This window comes from Dactylosporangium sp. NPDC050588 (assembly GCF_040654975.1).
GTDB classification, from domain to species: domain Bacteria; phylum Actinomycetota; class Actinomycetes; order Mycobacteriales; family Micromonosporaceae; genus Dactylosporangium; species Dactylosporangium maewongense.
On record NZ_JBFAJA010000010.1, the window covers coordinates 62,854 to 78,899 of the forward strand.

Sequence of the window (16,046 nt, forward strand, 5' to 3'; positions counted from 1 at the left end):
CTCTCCGTAAGTGTGGAGGGGTGATCAAGTTGGAGGAGTGGGCTGAGATCCGGCGGTTGCACCTGGCTGAGGGTGTGCCGATCAAGGAGCTCGCTCGGCGGTTCGGGTTGTCGCGGAACACGGTGCGCTCGGCGGTGCGGGCGGTGGAGCCGCCGCGGCGTGAGCGTGGGCCGCGGGGTTCGTCGGTTGATGTGTTCGAGCCGCAGATCCGGTCGTTGCTGGCGCAGTGGCCGTCGATGCCGGCTCCGGTGATCGCGGAACGGATCGGTTGGACGCGGTCGTTGACGGTGTTGAAGGACCGGGTTCGGCAGTTGCGCCCGTTGTTCGTGCCGCCGGACCCGGCGGACCGCATCGAGTACGCGCCGGGCGAGGTCGCGCAGTGCGATCTGTGGTTCCCGGAGCCGGAGATTCCGGTCGGTGCTGGTCAGCAGCGGGTGTTGCCGGTCTTGGCGATGACGTGTGGGCACTCGCGGGTGACGGACGCGGTGATGATCCCGTCGCGGAAGGCGGGCGACATCCTGGCCGGAATGTGGGAGATCATCGGCGGGTGGGGTGCTTGCCCCCGCACGCTGCTCTGGGACCGCGAGTCCGCGATCGGCGGCACCGGGAAGCTGACGGTCGAGGCGACCTCGTTCGCAGGGACGCTGGGGGTCGGCATCCGGCTGGCGCCGCGACGTGATCCGGAGTCCAAGGGTCTCGTCGAGCGGCGCAACGGCTACTTCGAGACGTCGTTCCTGCCGGGCCGCACGTTCACCTCGCCGTTCGACTTCAACGTCCAGATCAGCGACTGGTTGACGACCCGGGCGAACGTCCGGCACCTGCGCGCGATCGGCGCGTCTCCGGCGCAGCGGTGGGACGCCGACCGGGCTGCGATGGTCGGCCTGCCGCCAGTGGCGCCGGCGATCGGGTTGAACCACCGGGTCCGGCTGGGCCGCGACTACTACGTCCGGGTCGACACCAACGACTACAGCGTGGACCCACGCGCGATCGGCCGGTTCGTCGACGTGTTCGCCAACCCGGCCCGGGTCGTGGCCTCCTGCGCCGGTCAGGTCGTCGCCGAGCACGCCCGCTTCTGGGGCACCCGGCAAACGATCACCGACCCGGCCCATCAAGCCACCGCCAGACTGCTGCGCGCAGAACTGGCGCAACGCCGACGCGAGCACGACCGCGAGGGGACCAGGACCCACACGGACGGCCATGTCGTGGCCATCCGCGCCTTGCCCGACTACGACGACCTGTTCGGTGTCGACTTCGATCCCCGCCCCGTCGAGCACCTGTCCGCACCCACTGCTGAAGGGATTTCATGACCACCACATCGAGCACACGGAGCAAGACCGCAAGACACAGCCACACCGCGGCCCGGCCGGACGGTCTGACGTCGAAACTGGCCTACCTGGCCCGGGTGTTGAAGACCCCCACGATCGGCCGGGTCTGGAAAGACCTCGCCGACCAGGCCCGCGACGCGAACTGGTCGCACGAGGAATACCTCGCCGCCGTCCTGGAACGCCAGGTCGCCGACCGCGAATCGGCCGGCAACATGATGCGGGTCCGCACCGCGCACTTCCCGGCCATCAAGACCCTCGAGGACTTCAACCTCGAGCACCTGCCCAGCCTGCGCAAGGACGTCCTGGCGCACCTGGCCACCGCCACGTTCGTCCCGAAGGCCGACAACGTCGTGCTGCTGGGACCGCCCGGGATCGGCAAGACCCACCTCGCGATCGGCCTGGGCATCAAGGCCGCCCAGGCCGGCAACTCGGTGCTGTTCGACACCGCCACGAACTGGATCACCCGACTCGCCCGAGCCCACCACGCCGGGCACCTCGAAGCCGAACTGAAGAAAATCCGCCGCTACCGGCTGATCATCATCGACGAGGTGGGCTACATCCCGTTCGACACCGACGCGGCGAACCTGTTCTTCCAGCTGGTCGCGTCCCGCTACGAGCAGGCCTCGATCCTGGTCACGTCGAACTTGCCGTTCGGCCGCTGGGGGGAGGTCTTCGGCGACGAAGTCGTCGCCGCCGCGATGATCGACCGGCTCGTCCACCACGCCGAAGTCCTCACCCTCGCCGGCGACTCGTTCCGCACCCGCGCCCGCCGCGAACTCCTCGCCAAGAACCGGGACAAATGACCAAACTGACCTGACGGGGGGTCAATCCCAAACCGTCCAGGAGGGGTCAGTTCTAATCCGCCGTTGACATGCTGGAGCCGCCGCGACTGCGGTACCTAGAGGTCGCCTCGCAGGCGAACGCATACTCGCAGCAGGAAGTCGATGCCCACGTCTCGTACTGGCGAGAGGCACTGACCGGAGCGCCGCCCGTGGTGGACCTGCCCACGGTACGTCCGCGTCCGCCGATCCAGACCACGCGTGGCGCCACGACGCTCGTCACCATCCCCGCGGAGCTCACAGAGGATCTGCGGAGATTCAGCCGGGCTAACCGAGCGAGCGTGTTCATGACGTTGCTGGCCGGCTTCGCCGGGATGTTGGGCCGGTACACCCAGCAGCCTGATCTCGTCCTCGGCACTCCGGTGACGGGCCGCCACGATTCGCGGACCGAGCGGACGGTTGCCTCACTGGCGAATCTGGTTCCGCTGCGGATCCGGGCCGACGGAGCACAGTCCTTTGCTGAGGTGCTGCGCGGGATCCGGGCCGTTTGCGCCGAGGCGTTGGATCACCAGGAGCTCCCATGGGAGGTGCTGGTCGATCGGCTCCGTCCGGAGCGGGCCCCCAGCCACTCGCCGATCTTCCAAGTCGTCGTCGGCTACCGGCTCACGAACCCCAGCCGCCTGAGTCTTCCGAGCGCCGAGGCGTTCCGGGATTTCGTGAGTACCGAGACGGCGAAGTTCGACCTCGTGTGGAACGTCGTCGATGACGGCAGCCGGATGTGGCTGGAGGCGGAGTACCGCACCGACCTCTTCGATGCGACCACGGTGGATCGTATGGCTGGGCAGTGGTTGAGGTTGCTGACCGCGGCTGTCGCGGCTCCTGGGACCGCTGTCGGCGACCTCGACCTGTTGTCGTTGGGGGAGTGGCGGTGGTTGGTGGCTGCGGGTGATGGTGGTGTGGTTGCTGGTCGGGGGGTGTTGTCGAGGTTTGCTGAGCAGGTGGCGCTTCGTCCGGATGGGGTGGCGGTGTGTGGTGAGGGTGGTTCGTTGACGTATGGGCAGTTGGCGGCGCGGGCGGATGCGGTGGCGGTGTGGTTGCGGGCGTCGGGTGTGGGGGTGGAGGACCGGGTTGGGCTGTGTTTGCCGCGGTCGGTGGACATGGTTGTGGCGGTGTTGGGTGTGTGGCGTGCCGGTGCGGCGTATGTGCCGGTGGATCCGGAGTATCCGGCGGCTCGGGTGGAGTTTGTGTTGCGGGATGCGGGTGTGAAGGTGGTGTTGTGTGTCGATGGCACGCGTGGGTGTGTGCCGGTTGGGGATTGGGGTGTGGTGGGGCTGGAGGAGGTTGGTTCGGCGGTTGCCGTGCCTGCGGAGCTGGTCTCGGAGCCGGTGCCGGAGAGTCTGGCGTATGTGATTTATACGTCGGGCTCGACAGGCACCCCCAAGGGCGTCCAAGTGTCCCATCGCAACCTGGCTGCCCTCCTGAGCGCAGGCAGCCAGATGGTGACCCCGACCAATCGCGACGTCTGGACCCTGTTCCACTCCGTGGCATTCGACTTCTCAGTCTGGGAGATGTGGGGAGCGCTCGCCTTCGGCGGGCGGCTGGTCATCGTTCCCTATCTCGTGAGTCGCACTCCCCAAGCCTTCTACGACCTCCTCGTCCGCGAGAGCGTCACAGTCCTCAACCAGACGCCCTCAGCCTTCCGGCAGTTGGTTGCCGAGGACTCGGGGCGCCCCAGCGACCGGCTGCGGCTCAGGCTGATCATCTTTGGTGGGGAGGCGATCGACCCTGGCAGTGTCCGCGAGTGGTACCGCCGTTACGACGTCCTTTCGCCGCAGATGGTCAACATGTATGGCATCACGGAGACCACGGTCCACGTAACTCATTGCGATCTTTTCGGCCTGTCGGAAACTCTCGACCGCAGTCCAATCGGACGTGCGATGCCGGGCTGGCGCGCTCTCGTACTCGACAGTCGAGGTCAGCTTGTCCCAGTGGGCGTCCCAGGCGAGCTGCACATCGGTGGCGCGGGGTTGGCACGGGGATATCTCGGCCGGCCGAGTCTGACGGCCGACCGGTTTGTTCCCGACCCCTTTGCGACAGAACCTGGTACACGGCTCTACCGCACCGGCGACCTCGCCCGGTGGGGCGAAGACGGCACGCTTGAGTACCTGGGACGAGCCGACCATCAGGTGAAGGTCCGAGGATTCCGCATCGAACCTGAAGAGATCGAAGTACATCTATCTAAACATCCTGCTGTCGGTGCCTGCGTGGTCACCGCGGATGGGGAGCGGGAGCATCGCAGACTGCTCGCCTACGTCGTCGCGGCGGAGGCGGGCCGAAACGGCACGGTCTCTTCCGATATGTTGCGCGCCTGGCTGGGGCAACGTCTCCCCGCGCACTTGGTGCCTGCCGTCATCATCTCACTGGATGCCCTACCTCTGACCCCGAGCGGCAAGGTCGACCGTCGCGCGCTTCCGTCGCCGGACCTCAACCGTTCGACCGAACGTGGCACCGCCTACGTCCCTCCCCGGACGCCGACGGAGCGGCTGCTCGCAGACGCGTGGGCTGAGGTCCTCCAGGTCGACGACGTTGGTGTCGGCGACAACTTTTTCGACCTTGGGGGCGACTCGATCCGCAGCATTCAGGTGGTGGGAGCCGCTCATCGCCGCGGTCTTCCCCTGACCGTCCGTCACCTCTTCGAACATCTGACGATCGCCGAAATCGGACAGATGATCCACGAAGAGGGGGAGGTTGCCCGCCCGGCATCCCGGCCCGCGCCATTTAGCATGCTCGGCCCGGATGATGCCGATCGGCTGCCGGAGGGCATCGAGGACGCGTACCCGATGACGGCACTCCAGGCCGGCATGGTCTACCACATGGCGTCCGACACGGAGACGATGCCGTACCTCAATATCGACAGCTATCGCGTTCGTGGAGACTTCGACGAGGAAGCCTTCCGCCGGGCAGTGCAGGCCGTGGTGTCGCGGCATCCCGTCCTCCGAACCACATTCGACCTTGTCGGCTACAGCGAGCCCATGCAGATGGTGCACCGTTGGGCGTCCGTCCCGATTGTGGTGGAGGATCTTCGCCACCTATCCGCAGACGTTCGCGAGGCAGCTGTCGATGCGCTGGTCCGGCGCGAACGGCAGACTCCATTCGACCTGAACCGCCCTCCGCTGCTTCGCTTCTTCGTCCAACGACTCAGCGACTCGCAGTTCCAATGGACCATTGTGGAGCATCACGCCATTCTGGACGGCTGGAGCCTGTGGTCGACCATCTCTGAGATCCTGGCGCAATACAGCCGTCTGCTGGCCGGCGAGGACCTACGGATCAGCGCGCCACCAGAGTCCACGTACCGCGACTTCGTGGAACTTGAGCGGCAGGCTGCCGCATCGGTCGAGGCGGAGCGGTTCTGGACGAGCGCGCTGAGCGGATACGCCGGTTGTGCCCTACTGGCCGATCACTGGGCACCAGCCGCACCGGCCTCGGCCCGGTCCGATGTGAAGTATCTGACGCTGACCGCCGGCGCCATCGACCGCTACGGCTGGCATGATCTCCGCCTACCCGAAAAGCTGGCGCAAGGCTTGGAGGAGACGGCGCGCCGCCTGGGCGTCACGCCGAAGAGCATTCTCCTGGCCGCTCACCTGCAGGTGCTGGCCGCACAGTCCGGTCAACGGGACGTTTGCTGCGGACTCACCCTGAACGGCCGTCTCGAGGAACCAGACGCGGCGGAGGTGCGCGGGTTGTTCCTAAACACCGTGCCGTTCAGGCTCTTGCTCGCCGCAGGCTCACGCCGCGATCTGGTGCGCAGGGTTTTCGAGTCGGAGCGGGCGATGATGCCGCACCGTCGGATGCCGCTGTCCCGGATCAATCAGGTGGTCGGGGCCGAGCAGCTCTTCGCGACCAACTTCGTGTACATCAACTTCCATGTCTTGCGCGATTCGTTGACCGATAGCCGGGTCCGGTTGCTCGCGACCGACGAGGACCTGTCGGCCACGCGGCGTCTCGAGCCTGCTGACGTCCCGCTCACCGTCGCGTTCTTCAAGAACCCGCCCACAGGCGAGCTGCTGCTCTACTTGGACTTCGATACCGAGCGGCTGGATCCAGGCCGGGTGAGTGACATCGCCGCCGAGCACATCCGTGCGCTGGAACTCCTCGTCGAGGAGCCCGACGGCACGGTCGAGCAGACCTCCGTGTTGTCGTTGGGGGAGTGGCGGTGGTTGGTGGCTGCGGGTGATGGTGGTGTGGTTGCTGGTCGGGGGGTGTTGTCGAGGTTTGCTGAGCAGGTGGCGCTTCGTCCGGATGGGGTGGCGGTGTGTGGTGAGGGTGGTTCGTTGACGTATGGGCAGTTGGCGGCGCGGGCGGATGCGGTGGCGGTGTGGTTGCGGGCGTCGGGTGTGGGGGTGGAGGACCGGGTTGGGCTGTGTTTGCCGCGGTCGGTGGACATGGTTGTGGCGGTGTTGGGTGTGTGGCGTGCCGGTGCGGCGTATGTGCCGGTGGATCCGGAGTATCCGGCGGCTCGGGTGGAGTTTGTGTTGCGGGATGCGGGTGTGAAGGTGGTGTTGTGTGTCGATGGCACGCGTGGGTGTGTGCCGGTTGGGGATTGGGGTGTGGTGGGGCTGGAGGAGGTTGGTTCGGCGGTTGCCGTGCCTGCGGAGCTGGTCTCGGAGCCGGTGCCGGAGAGTCTGGCGTATGTGATTTATACGTCGGGCTCGACAGGCACCCCCAAGGGCGTCCAAGTCGGCTGGAACTCACTGAACAACCTTGTCGGTGTCGCGGATCGCGTCCTGGACCTGGCCTCTGATGACCGCCTGCTCACGTTCGCCTCTCTCTGCTTTGACGTCTCGGTCGTGGATCTTGTCGGCGCGGTCGCCTCGGGTGCCACCTGCGTCGTCTCGCCGGGCGGCGATCACCGGGTCGGTCCGGGACTCCGGCAAGCACTGCTCGACTTCGAGCCCACCGTTCTATCCTTGCCGCCCAGCGTCCTGGCGCTGCTCGATCCCGCCGACCTCTCCGGGCTACGCCGCGTAGTAGTCGCCGGCGAGGCGCTTCCTCCGGCTCTGGCAGCCTCTTGGCGCCGCGTAGCCGAGGTGGTCAACGCCTACGGTCCAACGGAGGCGACTGTCTACGCGACCAGCTACATGTGCGAGCGAGACGATGCCTGCCCGATCGGGCGGCCGGTGCCCGGTACGACGGCATACGTCCTCGACGGCTTCGGTCAGCCGGCACCCATGGGTGTGCAGGGCGAACTATGCCTCGGCGGTGCCGGAGTAGCCCGGGGATACCTCGGACAGCCTGGCTTGACGGCCGACCGGTTCGTGCCGGATCCCTTCGCAGCTGAGCCCGGTGCGCGGCTCTACCGCAGCGGCGACCTCGCCCGGTGGGGCGAAGACGGCACGCTTGAGTACCTGGGACGAGCCGACCATCAGGTGAAGATCCGGGGGCTACGCGTCGAGCTCGGCGAGGTCGAGGCGCAACTCTACGAGCACCCCTCTGTGCGTGCCTGCGTTGTCGTCGCCCGGCATGAGGAAGCTGGGGGCTCCTACCTGGTCGGGTTCGTCGTGGTGGCGGACGGATCGTTGCAGGCCCAGAATCTGCGGGACTGGCTAGGGGAACGCCTGCCCGTTCATCTGGTCCCGTCGGTCATCACCGTGCTGGACGAGCTGCCGCTCACCCCGAGCGGCAAGGTCGATCGTCGGCGGCTGCCGTCTTCCGGGGCACCGGATCGCGGCGGCTATGTCCCACCGGAGAACGCGCTCGAACAGCGGCTCTGCCGAATTTGGGGCGCTGCGCTTGGGCGTGACCGCGTCGGCAGGCTCGACAACTTCTTCGACCTGGGTGGACATTCGCTGGTCGCCGTACGGATCGCATTCAGCGCTCAGCGCGACCTCGGGCTTCCGATCAAGCCCGCGAGCGTATTGCGCCATCCCACCGTGGCCCGGCTGGCCGAGCACGTCGCCTCGGCGATGACCGCCTCAGGCGGCGCTACCGACGCCAACCCTACCGATATCTGAGGAGATCACAGTGTTCGATGACGCGGACATGACGTACAAGGTCGTGGTCAACGGCGAGGAACAGTACTCCATCTGGCCCAAAGGGCGGGTCACGCCAGCAGGCTGGCGCGAGACCGGGCACAGCGGTGCCAAACAGGATTGTCTCGCGTGGATCGAGGAGGTCTGGACCGACATGCGGCCGCTCAGCCTGCGCCGATGGATGGCCGGCGACGCCGCCGTTGGCACCGACGGGGGCTGATTCATGGCGACGCGGTCGGTAGTTCAGCGCGGTACCTCGCCGCCCGGATCGCTGGAACCGGCAACGTTCTCCGCGGCCCGGATCGGCAACACGCCGTTGGTCGGCGTCCGGCTGCGCGTACGTGGCCACTGGCGCCGGCTATGGCTGAAGCTGGAGCACCGGAACCCGGGCGGGTCGATCAAGGACCGCACGGCCTACGGACTGCTCGTGGCCCTGTTGATGAACGGGCAGTTGCGGCTGGGTCGCACGGTCGTCGAATCGACCTCCGGCAATCTTGGTATCGCTCTGGCATACCTCGCCCGAGAGTGGGGCTTCGTGTTCGTTGCGGTGCTCGACCCGAAGGTTCCACCGGGCGTCGCTGGCCTGCTCGAGCGCCTCGGCGCCCGGCTGGACCGGATCGACGATCCGCGCGGATCGGGTTTCTACCTGCGGCGTCGGCTTGCTCGCGTGCAGGAGTTGCTGTGCGAGGATCCGGACACACTGTGGACGAACCAGTACGGTAGCCCTGCCAACCCGAGGATCCACTTCGAGCAAACGGGCCCGGAGATCCTTCGTCAGTTCGGTGTCGCCCAGCCGGGGGCAGTGTTCGCCGCGGTGTCAACCGGCGGCACCCTCGCGGGCATCGGCCGGTACATGAAGGTCGCTGCCCCGCGCGTGCGCGTAGTGGGCGTCGACATGCTGGGGTCTGCGGCGCTGGGCGGCGCACCCGGCAATTGGCTGCTCAACGGAATCGGCGCCGGCCGAAGGTCCGAGTTCCTTCGACCCACCTACTACGACGACACCTCACTCGTTGGGGATCGCGAAGCGATCGCTGTCTGCCATGTGCTCGGCGAGTACGCGGGCCTGCTGCTCGGGGGCTCCAGCGGAGCCGTCATCGCTGCGTGCACCCGGTACCTCGCTGAGCATCCCGACGTCGGCGACGTGGTCTGCGTATGCCCGGATGGTGCCGATCGTTATTACGAAACAATCTACGACAGCGAATGGTTGGCGGCTCGCAGCGTCGACGTCACGCGAGCCGCCGACCGGCTCTACTTCGACGAACTCGAAGTCCTGGGGGAGAAATGATCAAAGACGATGAGTTGTTATACCTCAGCCTGACGGCCGTCATCGAGGCATGCGTGGAGCTGGACCCGGTGGCCACCGTGTACGACACCCTTGTGCTCCATGCGCGCGACGAGGTGCGGATGCCGGACGAGGCGTATCTCGGCTGGCGAACCCCGGATGGCGCGGCGGCCCGCAGCCTCAACATGCCAGCGCATCTCGGGGGAGAAATCCAGGCATTGGGCACGAAGATCATCAACTCGAACCCCGACAATATCAAGCGCGACATGCCGCGGGCATCGGGACTTACCGTGCTGTTCGACCCGGCGACTGCTCGGCCTCTGTGCGTGATGGAAGCAACGCACATCAGCGCCCTCCGAACTGCCGCCGTATCGTTTGTTGCGGCGCGTGCAGTGTGGGCCTCCGAACCGCAGACAGTTGCGGTCTTTGGGGCAGGTCCGATCGCCCGGACACACATCGAGCTCCTCGTTCCACGCGCCCCGCGTATCAAGCAGCTCTTCCTGTACGACCTCGACCGCGGCCGCACCGAGGCCCTCGCGAGAGACCTGGCACCCCTCTCGGTGGGGCGCGACCTCACTATCACCGTCGTGACGGAACCGGTTGCGGCACTGGCGGCGGCAACCCTGGTCATCGCGGCGACGAGCACGACGACGCCCTACATCGGCGCGGCGCACCTCAAGCCGGGGACCGTGGTGGTCAACGTCTCTCTCGATGACGTCGACGCCGGGCTGATGCTCTCTGCGGACCGGCTTTACGTCGACGACTGGGGACTCATCTGCGCCGATCAGCACCGTCTGCTCGGACGGATGGCGCGGGACGGACGAATCAGCGGCCCCGGCACGACGGCGCTCGCGAACGGTCGAGCGGTGGACGGCACAATCGGGCAACTCCTGCTCGGCACGTGCCCGTCACCCGCCGGCGTGGCGGATAGCGTGGTGATCAATCCCTTCGGAATGGCCATCCACGACATTTCCCTCGCGCGGCAGGTCTACTCCGTCGCGATTCAGCGCGGACTCGGCCATCGGCTTCCGCGGTAGTGAGGAACGTGGAGCCTCGCACCATTTGTTGTGCCACCGCCAACTGGGAGACCTCCGCGACGAGCGGTTGGCCCCGTTGCCCCATCGGACCCCTGCTGCGACAGACGAGGTGGTGAGGCGCTGGACCCACGGAGAAATCGAGTGATGGGAAGCCCATCGGCGACATTGCACATCCCCGATATCCAAGGACAGTGAGGATTTGAACATGTCCCACCTGGTGATCAACGGCTCCGATCTCACGCTGGACAAGGTTTACGCGGTCGCGGTTTCCCGGCAGCCAGTCGAGATTGCCGGTGCGTGCATGGCTCAGGTGCGCAGCGCACACGACCGAGTCCAGCAGTGGGGCCGGGAGGGCCATCCGATCTACGGCGTCAACACCGGCTTCGGCGAGCTTGCGCACGTGGCTGTTGCCCAGAACAAGAAGACCGATCTGCAGGTGTATCTGCTGCGCAACCACGCATCCGGTGCTGGCCCCCGGCTCAGTGACGAAGCCACCAGGGCGGTGCTGCTGGCCCGGGTGAACTGCCTCGCTCGTGGCTACTCGGGCGCCAGTGAGGGCGCGGTGCGGATGCTGGTCGAGTTCCTCAATCGCGGCATTCATCCGGTGATTCCCGAGCAGGGCTCGCTCGGCGCGAGTGGAGACATCTCGCCGCTCTGTCATATGGCGCTTCCAATGATCGGTGAGGGCACCGTGGTGTACAACGGAGCCGAGAGGCCTGCCGCGGAGGTGCTCGCGGCCGAGGACATTGAGCCACTGACGCTGGGATTCAAGGAAGGCCTCGCACTGATCAACGGCACCTCCGCCTCCACCGGTACGGCGGTCCTCGCGATCCACCGCGCCGAACGGCTGCTGGCCCAGGCCGTCTTCCTGTCGTCCGTGTTCGTGCAGGTGCTGCGCGGTAGCAGCCGGGCGTTCGAGGCGCGAGGCCATGAGCTGAAGGGGCATCCGGGTCAGATTCGCGTCGCCGCTGCCCTGAGCGACCTGATTTCGGGTAGCAAGCTGGTCCGCGAGCACGCGGACCTGATGCGTGACATCAGTGAGCGCGCCAGCGGTGCGGCGGTGGAGGACGTCGGCGTCTACATCCAGTCGGCCTACTCGCTGCGCTGTGTTCCGCAGATCCTGGGGCCTGTCCTGGACACTCTCCGCTTCGGCCGACGTGTCGTCGAGCAGGAACTGAACTCGTGCAACGACAACCCTCTGATCTTCGACACCCCCGAGGAGACCTTCCACGGCGGCAATTTCCACGGCCAGTACCTCGCGATGGCGGCGGACTTCGTCGGCATCGCGCTCGGCGAGATGGGCGTTCTCACCGAGCGTCAGATCAACCGGCTGATCGACCCCCACCTGAACGGGGACCTGCCCGACTTCCTGGCCGCCGGAGACTCCGGCCTGTCTTCAGGTCTCAGCGGGACGCAGTACCTGGCCACCAGCATCGCCTCGGAGAACCTGGACCTCGTGGCACCGGCATCTGTGAAGTCACTGTCGTCCAATGCCGGGAACCAGGACGTGGTCAGCATGAGCCTGAATTCGACCCGGAAGGCACTGCGGCTGTGCGACAACGTCGCCAGCATCCTGGCTGTGTACGGTGCCTGCCTCTTCCAGGCGGCCACCGTCGTCGGTGTCGACCAGCTCAGCGATTCCGCCCAGGAGTGGCACCACCTTCTCGGTAAGTCGGTGTGCCTCTACCAGGACGAGTTTCCCGTGAAGGGCATGGTGGACGGGGTGCGCAGCTTCGCCGAAAGCCCTGAGGCGGTAGACTTCTTCACCAACGCGGCAACACTCGCGCCCTGACAGCCGTGTAGGCCGCCGGATGCCAGAGTCGGTCGCAGTTCGTCGATGGCGGCGCAGCTTTCGAATCGGTTGCGGCTCTCCTACTGGTGCTCCGACCACGAACGTCCACGGTTGGATGACACGCCGCTTAGCTTTCGGGCCGGGCGGCGTGTCTGCCGTCCGGCTGATTCCCACCCGGGCGTCGGTCGCCCGGTTGGGCCAACGGGTGCGACTGGCCGGTCATTGCAGCGAGGGCTGCTGCGACTGCCTGGAGGTCTGCCTTGATGTATGTGGTAGTTGCTGGTCCGGTGGTGTCGGTGTGGCCGGCGTAGGCGCGGGCGATGCCGTAGCCGAAGTGCCGTTCGACCCAGGTGAGGGTGGTGTGGCGCAGCCAGTGGGTGCTGATGCCGTGCGCGGTGACCCAGGGCAGATGCTGGCCGATGCGGTGCCAGAGGTGGTCGTAGCGGCGGCTGGTCAGGGCTTTGCCGTTGAGGTAGCGCAGCAACGCGTCGGCAGGTTGGACCGCGCCGCGGACTGCGGCGTGCTGGGTGAGGCCGGCGGCGAGGTCGAGGGTGATCGGTTGCCAGCGGACGGTGCCGCCCTTCTCTCGCAGCAGGACGAGTCCCCGTGTTGCGTCGAGGTCCTGGAGTCGTAGGCCGAGGGCGCCGCCGCGTCGGCAGGCGGTTTCGGTGTGCAGACGGAGCAGGAGTGCGTCGAGGATGGTGTCGTTGCCGCTGGTGCGGGCGGCCAGGTTGATCTCGGTGAGCTCGTCCGCTGTCAACGCCCGCCGGGTGCTGGGCAGCCGTCGAGGCTTGCCGACGCGGTGTGCTGGGCTGTCGGTGGCTTGGATGAGGCCGTCGGCGATGGCGCGGTTGTAGAAGGCGCGGGCGGCGGCGACGAACAGTTCCCCGGCGTGGCGGCCGTCGCGGCTGTTGCGCCGGACGTGGGCGTGGTCGGTGATCTGTTGTCGCAGGGCCTGGATGTCGCTGGCGGTGACCGTGTCGATGGCCCAGCCGGCCCAGGTCGTGGCCATGCGTTGCCAGTAGCTGCGGTAGGTGCGTAGCGCGCCGGGCCCGGCGGCTGCGAGGACCTGAGGGAGGTATGCGTCGAACGTCGGTCTCGCTGGTTGGGCGTCGTGTTGCAGGTCGGCGAGGGTGACACCGAGTTCGGCCAGCAGTGTCCACGCCTGCGCGATTCGTGCCGGGTCAGCGGCCATGGCCGCCGGCTGTCAGACGGGTGTAGAGGTCCGCGAGCAGTCGTGCCACCATCGCTGCGGGGTGGACGATCAGGAGGTCGTGGGTGTGCTCGGCGGCGAGGACGACGAGATCCCCGGTGTCGATGGCGCACATCTGCCGCACTGCGACGGGCAGAGCGAGGTCGCCGCGAGCACCGACCAGGGGTCGGCCGTCGGATGCTGGCCAGATGAGGATCGCGCCGTCGATGACGTCGACACGCAGGCGGTGGCCGGGACGCCATCCGAGCAGGCCGAGCAGCGATCGGGCCGACACCCGGCCAGAGTGGTCCAGCCGGGCGATGTCCAGCGTCGGCACGACTGGCTCGGCTTGCTCGGCCCCGGACGACAGGGTTGGCAACGTCGGCAGCGGTGCAGGTTCCGGCCGGGGACGGGGGAGTGGCGTGGGGATCAGCGCGGCGATCATCTGCTCGGTGGCGGCCGGGACGCTGCGTTGCATGCCGGTCATCATCGCCGCCCTGCCAGGGGCCGTGACGTGCATAAACCCGACCGGGTGGTCACCCGCTCGGGTCAGTCGGCGTGCCCGCCGTCGTGTGTGCTGGATGCTGATCTTGGTGAAATTCCACCAAGGGTGGTGTCGAAGGGGGGAATTGAACCTCCACCCATAGCACCCCTGCAAGAAACAGGGGTTCATGCTTTTAATGCTATCGACACCGAGTCATTCCTTCAAGCCCGATCGTGTGCTTTCGCTTGCGTCATCGTAAACAGTCGGATGCAGGGACCGGTGTCGGCATGGTATTACTCGTTGCTGTGCGTGCCGCTACGGGATGTAGTTGCATCGCGGCGGTAGGCGGTCGACGACGAACGCGACGCTGTGCCGTGCGCGGGTGACCGCGACGTAGAGCCGGTCGGGTGCCTTGAGTGGCCTGGGGTCTGCGGTCCTCAGCTACGCGAGCATCGGCTTGGTGGGGAAGATGAGGACCCGGTCGTAGGTGCAATGCCACGTAGCTACAGTTGATCAAGGTTGCGTGCTGGGAGTTTGTGGGTTGCTCGGTGTGGCGGCGTGACGAGGCCGTGGTGGGCCTGTTTGATGGCCAGCCATGGAATTGGGATCGGTGGTCACGCCGGATCAGGTGTCGTTGGGTGTGCTGATCTCGTCGGTGTTAGGCCAGTAGTTGAGGGCTACTACCTCACCCGATCCCTGTGTCACATGGTCAACGAGGTCGTACAAAGTCCAGAAGACCCTCATCTCCCGCGGCCTCCTCAGGTAGTACCGGGCATAGTTGGTCAGCCGGCGTCCCGGCCGTCCATGAGGCAGTCGATGGCGGCCGGATTCAAGAGGTTGATGCGCGCGTAACCTGGGTAGCCCGTGCCGCCGTAACAGGACATGTCCATTGCGAGAAAGCGATCCGCGGGCACCGTCGGCCTGGCGAAGAGAAAGTAGCCGCAGGAGGGCTCGACTGCCTGAGTGACCGCGCGAGCCGACCAGAGCCGTCGGTACCGGTCCTGTGCGAACGTCATCAACGGCAGGGCGCCTTCGTCGCTGGCGAGCACCTGCACCGCCCGATGGGCGAACCTCCTGTCGGCCAGTCCTGGCGCGCCGTGCAGTCGTCCGTGCAGCTCCGTGAAGTCCATATAGTGCCGCTCCGGCACGATCGCGTATGCGAAGCGGAATCCGTGTAGCCCGAGAGTCTTCGTCGGGCAGATCAGCCGGAAGGTCAGGTCGGGATCAAGCCGCGACGTCATTTCGGGTCGTCGACCGTGCCAATCCATGTGCTGGAAGGTGCCGTCGACGATGACGGTGGAACCTGTCTTGTTCTGCCAGTCGGCGATGACGTCGACAGTCCCGGCACGCACAGGGATTCCGGCGAACCACACCGGATCCGTAAGCCACAACAGACTGCGCCCGGTGGGCAAGGCCAGGTCGACCTCTTCGGCGAAGTCCACATCGGAGGCGACCCGGCGGACGGAGAACCCCAGGGTTCTCATCCACCAGGCCGCGTTGTAGTAGACAGGGGGCAGATACGCCACCTCCCGAACGCCCTTGAGGTACTGGAACATCAGGAGCGTTGTCAGGAAACTCGTGGAGCCAGCGCCGGGTAGGCACTGTCGCGCCGTCACGTCGACCTCACCGTACTTTAGGTTGTGCAGTTCCGCGATCTGCGTGGACAGCTCGGGGTCCTCGTCCATGTGACTGTAGGCCGACAATGAGCCAAGTTGGTGAACGGGCATGTCTGCGAACTCACCGAGAAAGTGATGGATGAACGGATGCTCTCCGTTCCAGTCCGACACGAACGGCCGGTCCGGCTCGGCTAGTAACTTCGAGCCGAGGCGGTCGTGCGCATCCAGTTCCGAGTAGAGCAGGCGCCGATCGTCGACCGGGTCCGTATCCGCCGGCAGCGGCATGCGACCTCTCCTTGGTTAAATATGCGGTGATCGAGTCATGCGGTGTCGTCGGACACCTGAGCCGCGGGTGCTATAGCCTTCGCTATCACCGACTTGGCCGCCATCCATCGCCCTGGGCACGTGGTCAGGTCCTGCGCCATGTCGAGCGGTGCGGGAGACGTGCGCGGTGAATGTGCCTGCGCTCTCATCGAGCTTGACCTCGGCTGCTTCGGATCCAGTTTGGTG

10 protein-coding genes are annotated in these 16,046 nt (G+C 66.5%); 7 read left to right on the plus strand and 3 right to left on the minus strand.

The window, feature by feature from the left end; all coding sequences use genetic code 11:
* Positions 1-20: 20 nt before the first annotated feature.
* The 7 genes from istA to cmdF all read left to right on the plus strand — a co-directional run bounded on the left by istA (position 21) and on the right by cmdF (position 12,244).
* On the plus strand, positions 21-1,307 hold the full coding sequence (gene istA / locus AB0I21_RS08805; protein ID WP_360559764.1) for an IS21 family transposase: 1,287 nt from the start codon (positions 21-23) through the stop codon (positions 1,305-1,307).
* The gene (gene istB, locus AB0I21_RS08810; protein WP_360559765.1) at positions 1,304-2,128 is read left to right on the plus strand and encodes an IS21-like element helper ATPase IstB; all 825 of its coding nucleotides are present in this window, start codon (positions 1,304-1,306) and stop codon (positions 2,126-2,128) included. Before istA ends, istB begins: the two co-directional genes overlap by 4 nt.
* A gap of 68 nt (positions 2,129-2,196) precedes the next feature.
* Positions 2,197-8,115, plus strand: coding sequence for an amino acid adenylation domain-containing protein (locus tag AB0I21_RS08815; RefSeq protein ID WP_360559766.1), 5,919 nt, complete (start codon positions 2,197-2,199; stop codon positions 8,113-8,115).
* 4 nt (positions 8,116-8,119) lie between these two features.
* Positions 8,120-8,353, plus strand: a complete 234-nt coding sequence (locus tag AB0I21_RS08820) for an MbtH family NRPS accessory protein (protein WP_360559839.1) — start codon at positions 8,120-8,122, stop codon at positions 8,351-8,353.
* A gap of 3 nt (positions 8,354-8,356) precedes the next feature.
* Positions 8,357-9,418 (plus strand): pyridoxal-phosphate dependent enzyme, encoded by a 1,062-nt coding sequence (locus tag AB0I21_RS08825; RefSeq protein ID WP_360559767.1) that lies wholly within the window; start codon positions 8,357-8,359, stop codon positions 9,416-9,418.
* The gene (locus tag AB0I21_RS08830) at positions 9,415-10,452 is read left to right on the plus strand and encodes an ornithine cyclodeaminase (RefSeq protein ID WP_360559768.1); all 1,038 of its coding nucleotides are present in this window, start codon (positions 9,415-9,417) and stop codon (positions 10,450-10,452) included. Before AB0I21_RS08825 ends, AB0I21_RS08830 begins: the two co-directional genes overlap by 4 nt.
* A 205-nt stretch (positions 10,453-10,657) precedes the next feature.
* The gene (gene cmdF, locus AB0I21_RS08835) at positions 10,658-12,244 is read left to right on the plus strand and encodes a tyrosine 2,3-aminomutase (RefSeq protein ID WP_360559769.1); all 1,587 of its coding nucleotides are present in this window, start codon (positions 10,658-10,660) and stop codon (positions 12,242-12,244) included.
* Positions 12,245-12,371: 127 nt separating this feature from the next.
* On the opposite strand, the gene AB0I21_RS08840 is transcribed toward cmdF, so the two are convergent.
* From AB0I21_RS08840 to AB0I21_RS08850, 3 genes are all read right to left on the minus strand, one after another.
* On the minus strand, positions 12,372-13,439 hold the full coding sequence (locus tag AB0I21_RS08840) for a site-specific integrase (RefSeq protein WP_360559770.1): 1,068 nt from the start codon (positions 13,437-13,439) through the stop codon (positions 12,372-12,374).
* The gene (locus AB0I21_RS08845; RefSeq protein WP_360559771.1) at positions 13,429-13,914 is read right to left on the minus strand and encodes a hypothetical protein; all 486 of its coding nucleotides are present in this window, start codon (positions 13,912-13,914) and stop codon (positions 13,429-13,431) included. Before AB0I21_RS08845 ends, AB0I21_RS08840 begins: the two co-directional genes overlap by 11 nt.
* 788 nt (positions 13,915-14,702) lie before the next feature.
* Positions 14,703-15,821, minus strand: coding sequence for an aminotransferase class I/II-fold pyridoxal phosphate-dependent enzyme (locus AB0I21_RS08850; RefSeq protein ID WP_360559772.1), 1,119 nt, complete (start codon positions 15,819-15,821; stop codon positions 14,703-14,705).
* Positions 15,822-16,046: the final 225 nt, after the last annotated feature.

What these genes read in the sequence shown, in the direction of transcription:
- istB (WP_360559765.1), top strand. Translation starts at nt 1,304, where the DNA reads ATGACCACCACATCGAGCACACGGAGCAAGACCGCAAGACACAGCCAC.
- AB0I21_RS08815 (WP_360559766.1), top strand. Translation starts at nt 2,197, where the DNA reads ATGCTGGAGCCGCCGCGACTGCGGTACCTAGAGGTCGCCTCGCAGGCG.
- AB0I21_RS08825 (WP_360559767.1), top strand. Translation starts at nt 8,357, where the DNA reads ATGGCGACGCGGTCGGTAGTTCAGCGCGGTACCTCGCCGCCCGGATCG.
- AB0I21_RS08830 (WP_360559768.1), top strand. Translation starts at nt 9,415, where the DNA reads ATGATCAAAGACGATGAGTTGTTATACCTCAGCCTGACGGCCGTCATC.
- cmdF (WP_360559769.1), top strand. Translation starts at nt 10,658, where the DNA reads ATGTCCCACCTGGTGATCAACGGCTCCGATCTCACGCTGGACAAGGTT.
- AB0I21_RS08840 (WP_360559770.1), bottom strand. Translation starts at nt 13,439, where the DNA reads ATGGCCGCTGACCCGGCACGAATCGCGCAGGCGTGGACACTGCTGGCC.
- AB0I21_RS08845 (WP_360559771.1), bottom strand. Translation starts at nt 13,914, where the DNA reads ATGCAACGCAGCGTCCCGGCCGCCACCGAGCAGATGATCGCCGCGCTG.
- AB0I21_RS08850 (WP_360559772.1), bottom strand. Translation starts at nt 15,821, where the DNA reads ATGCCGCTGCCGGCGGATACGGACCCGGTCGACGATCGGCGCCTGCTC.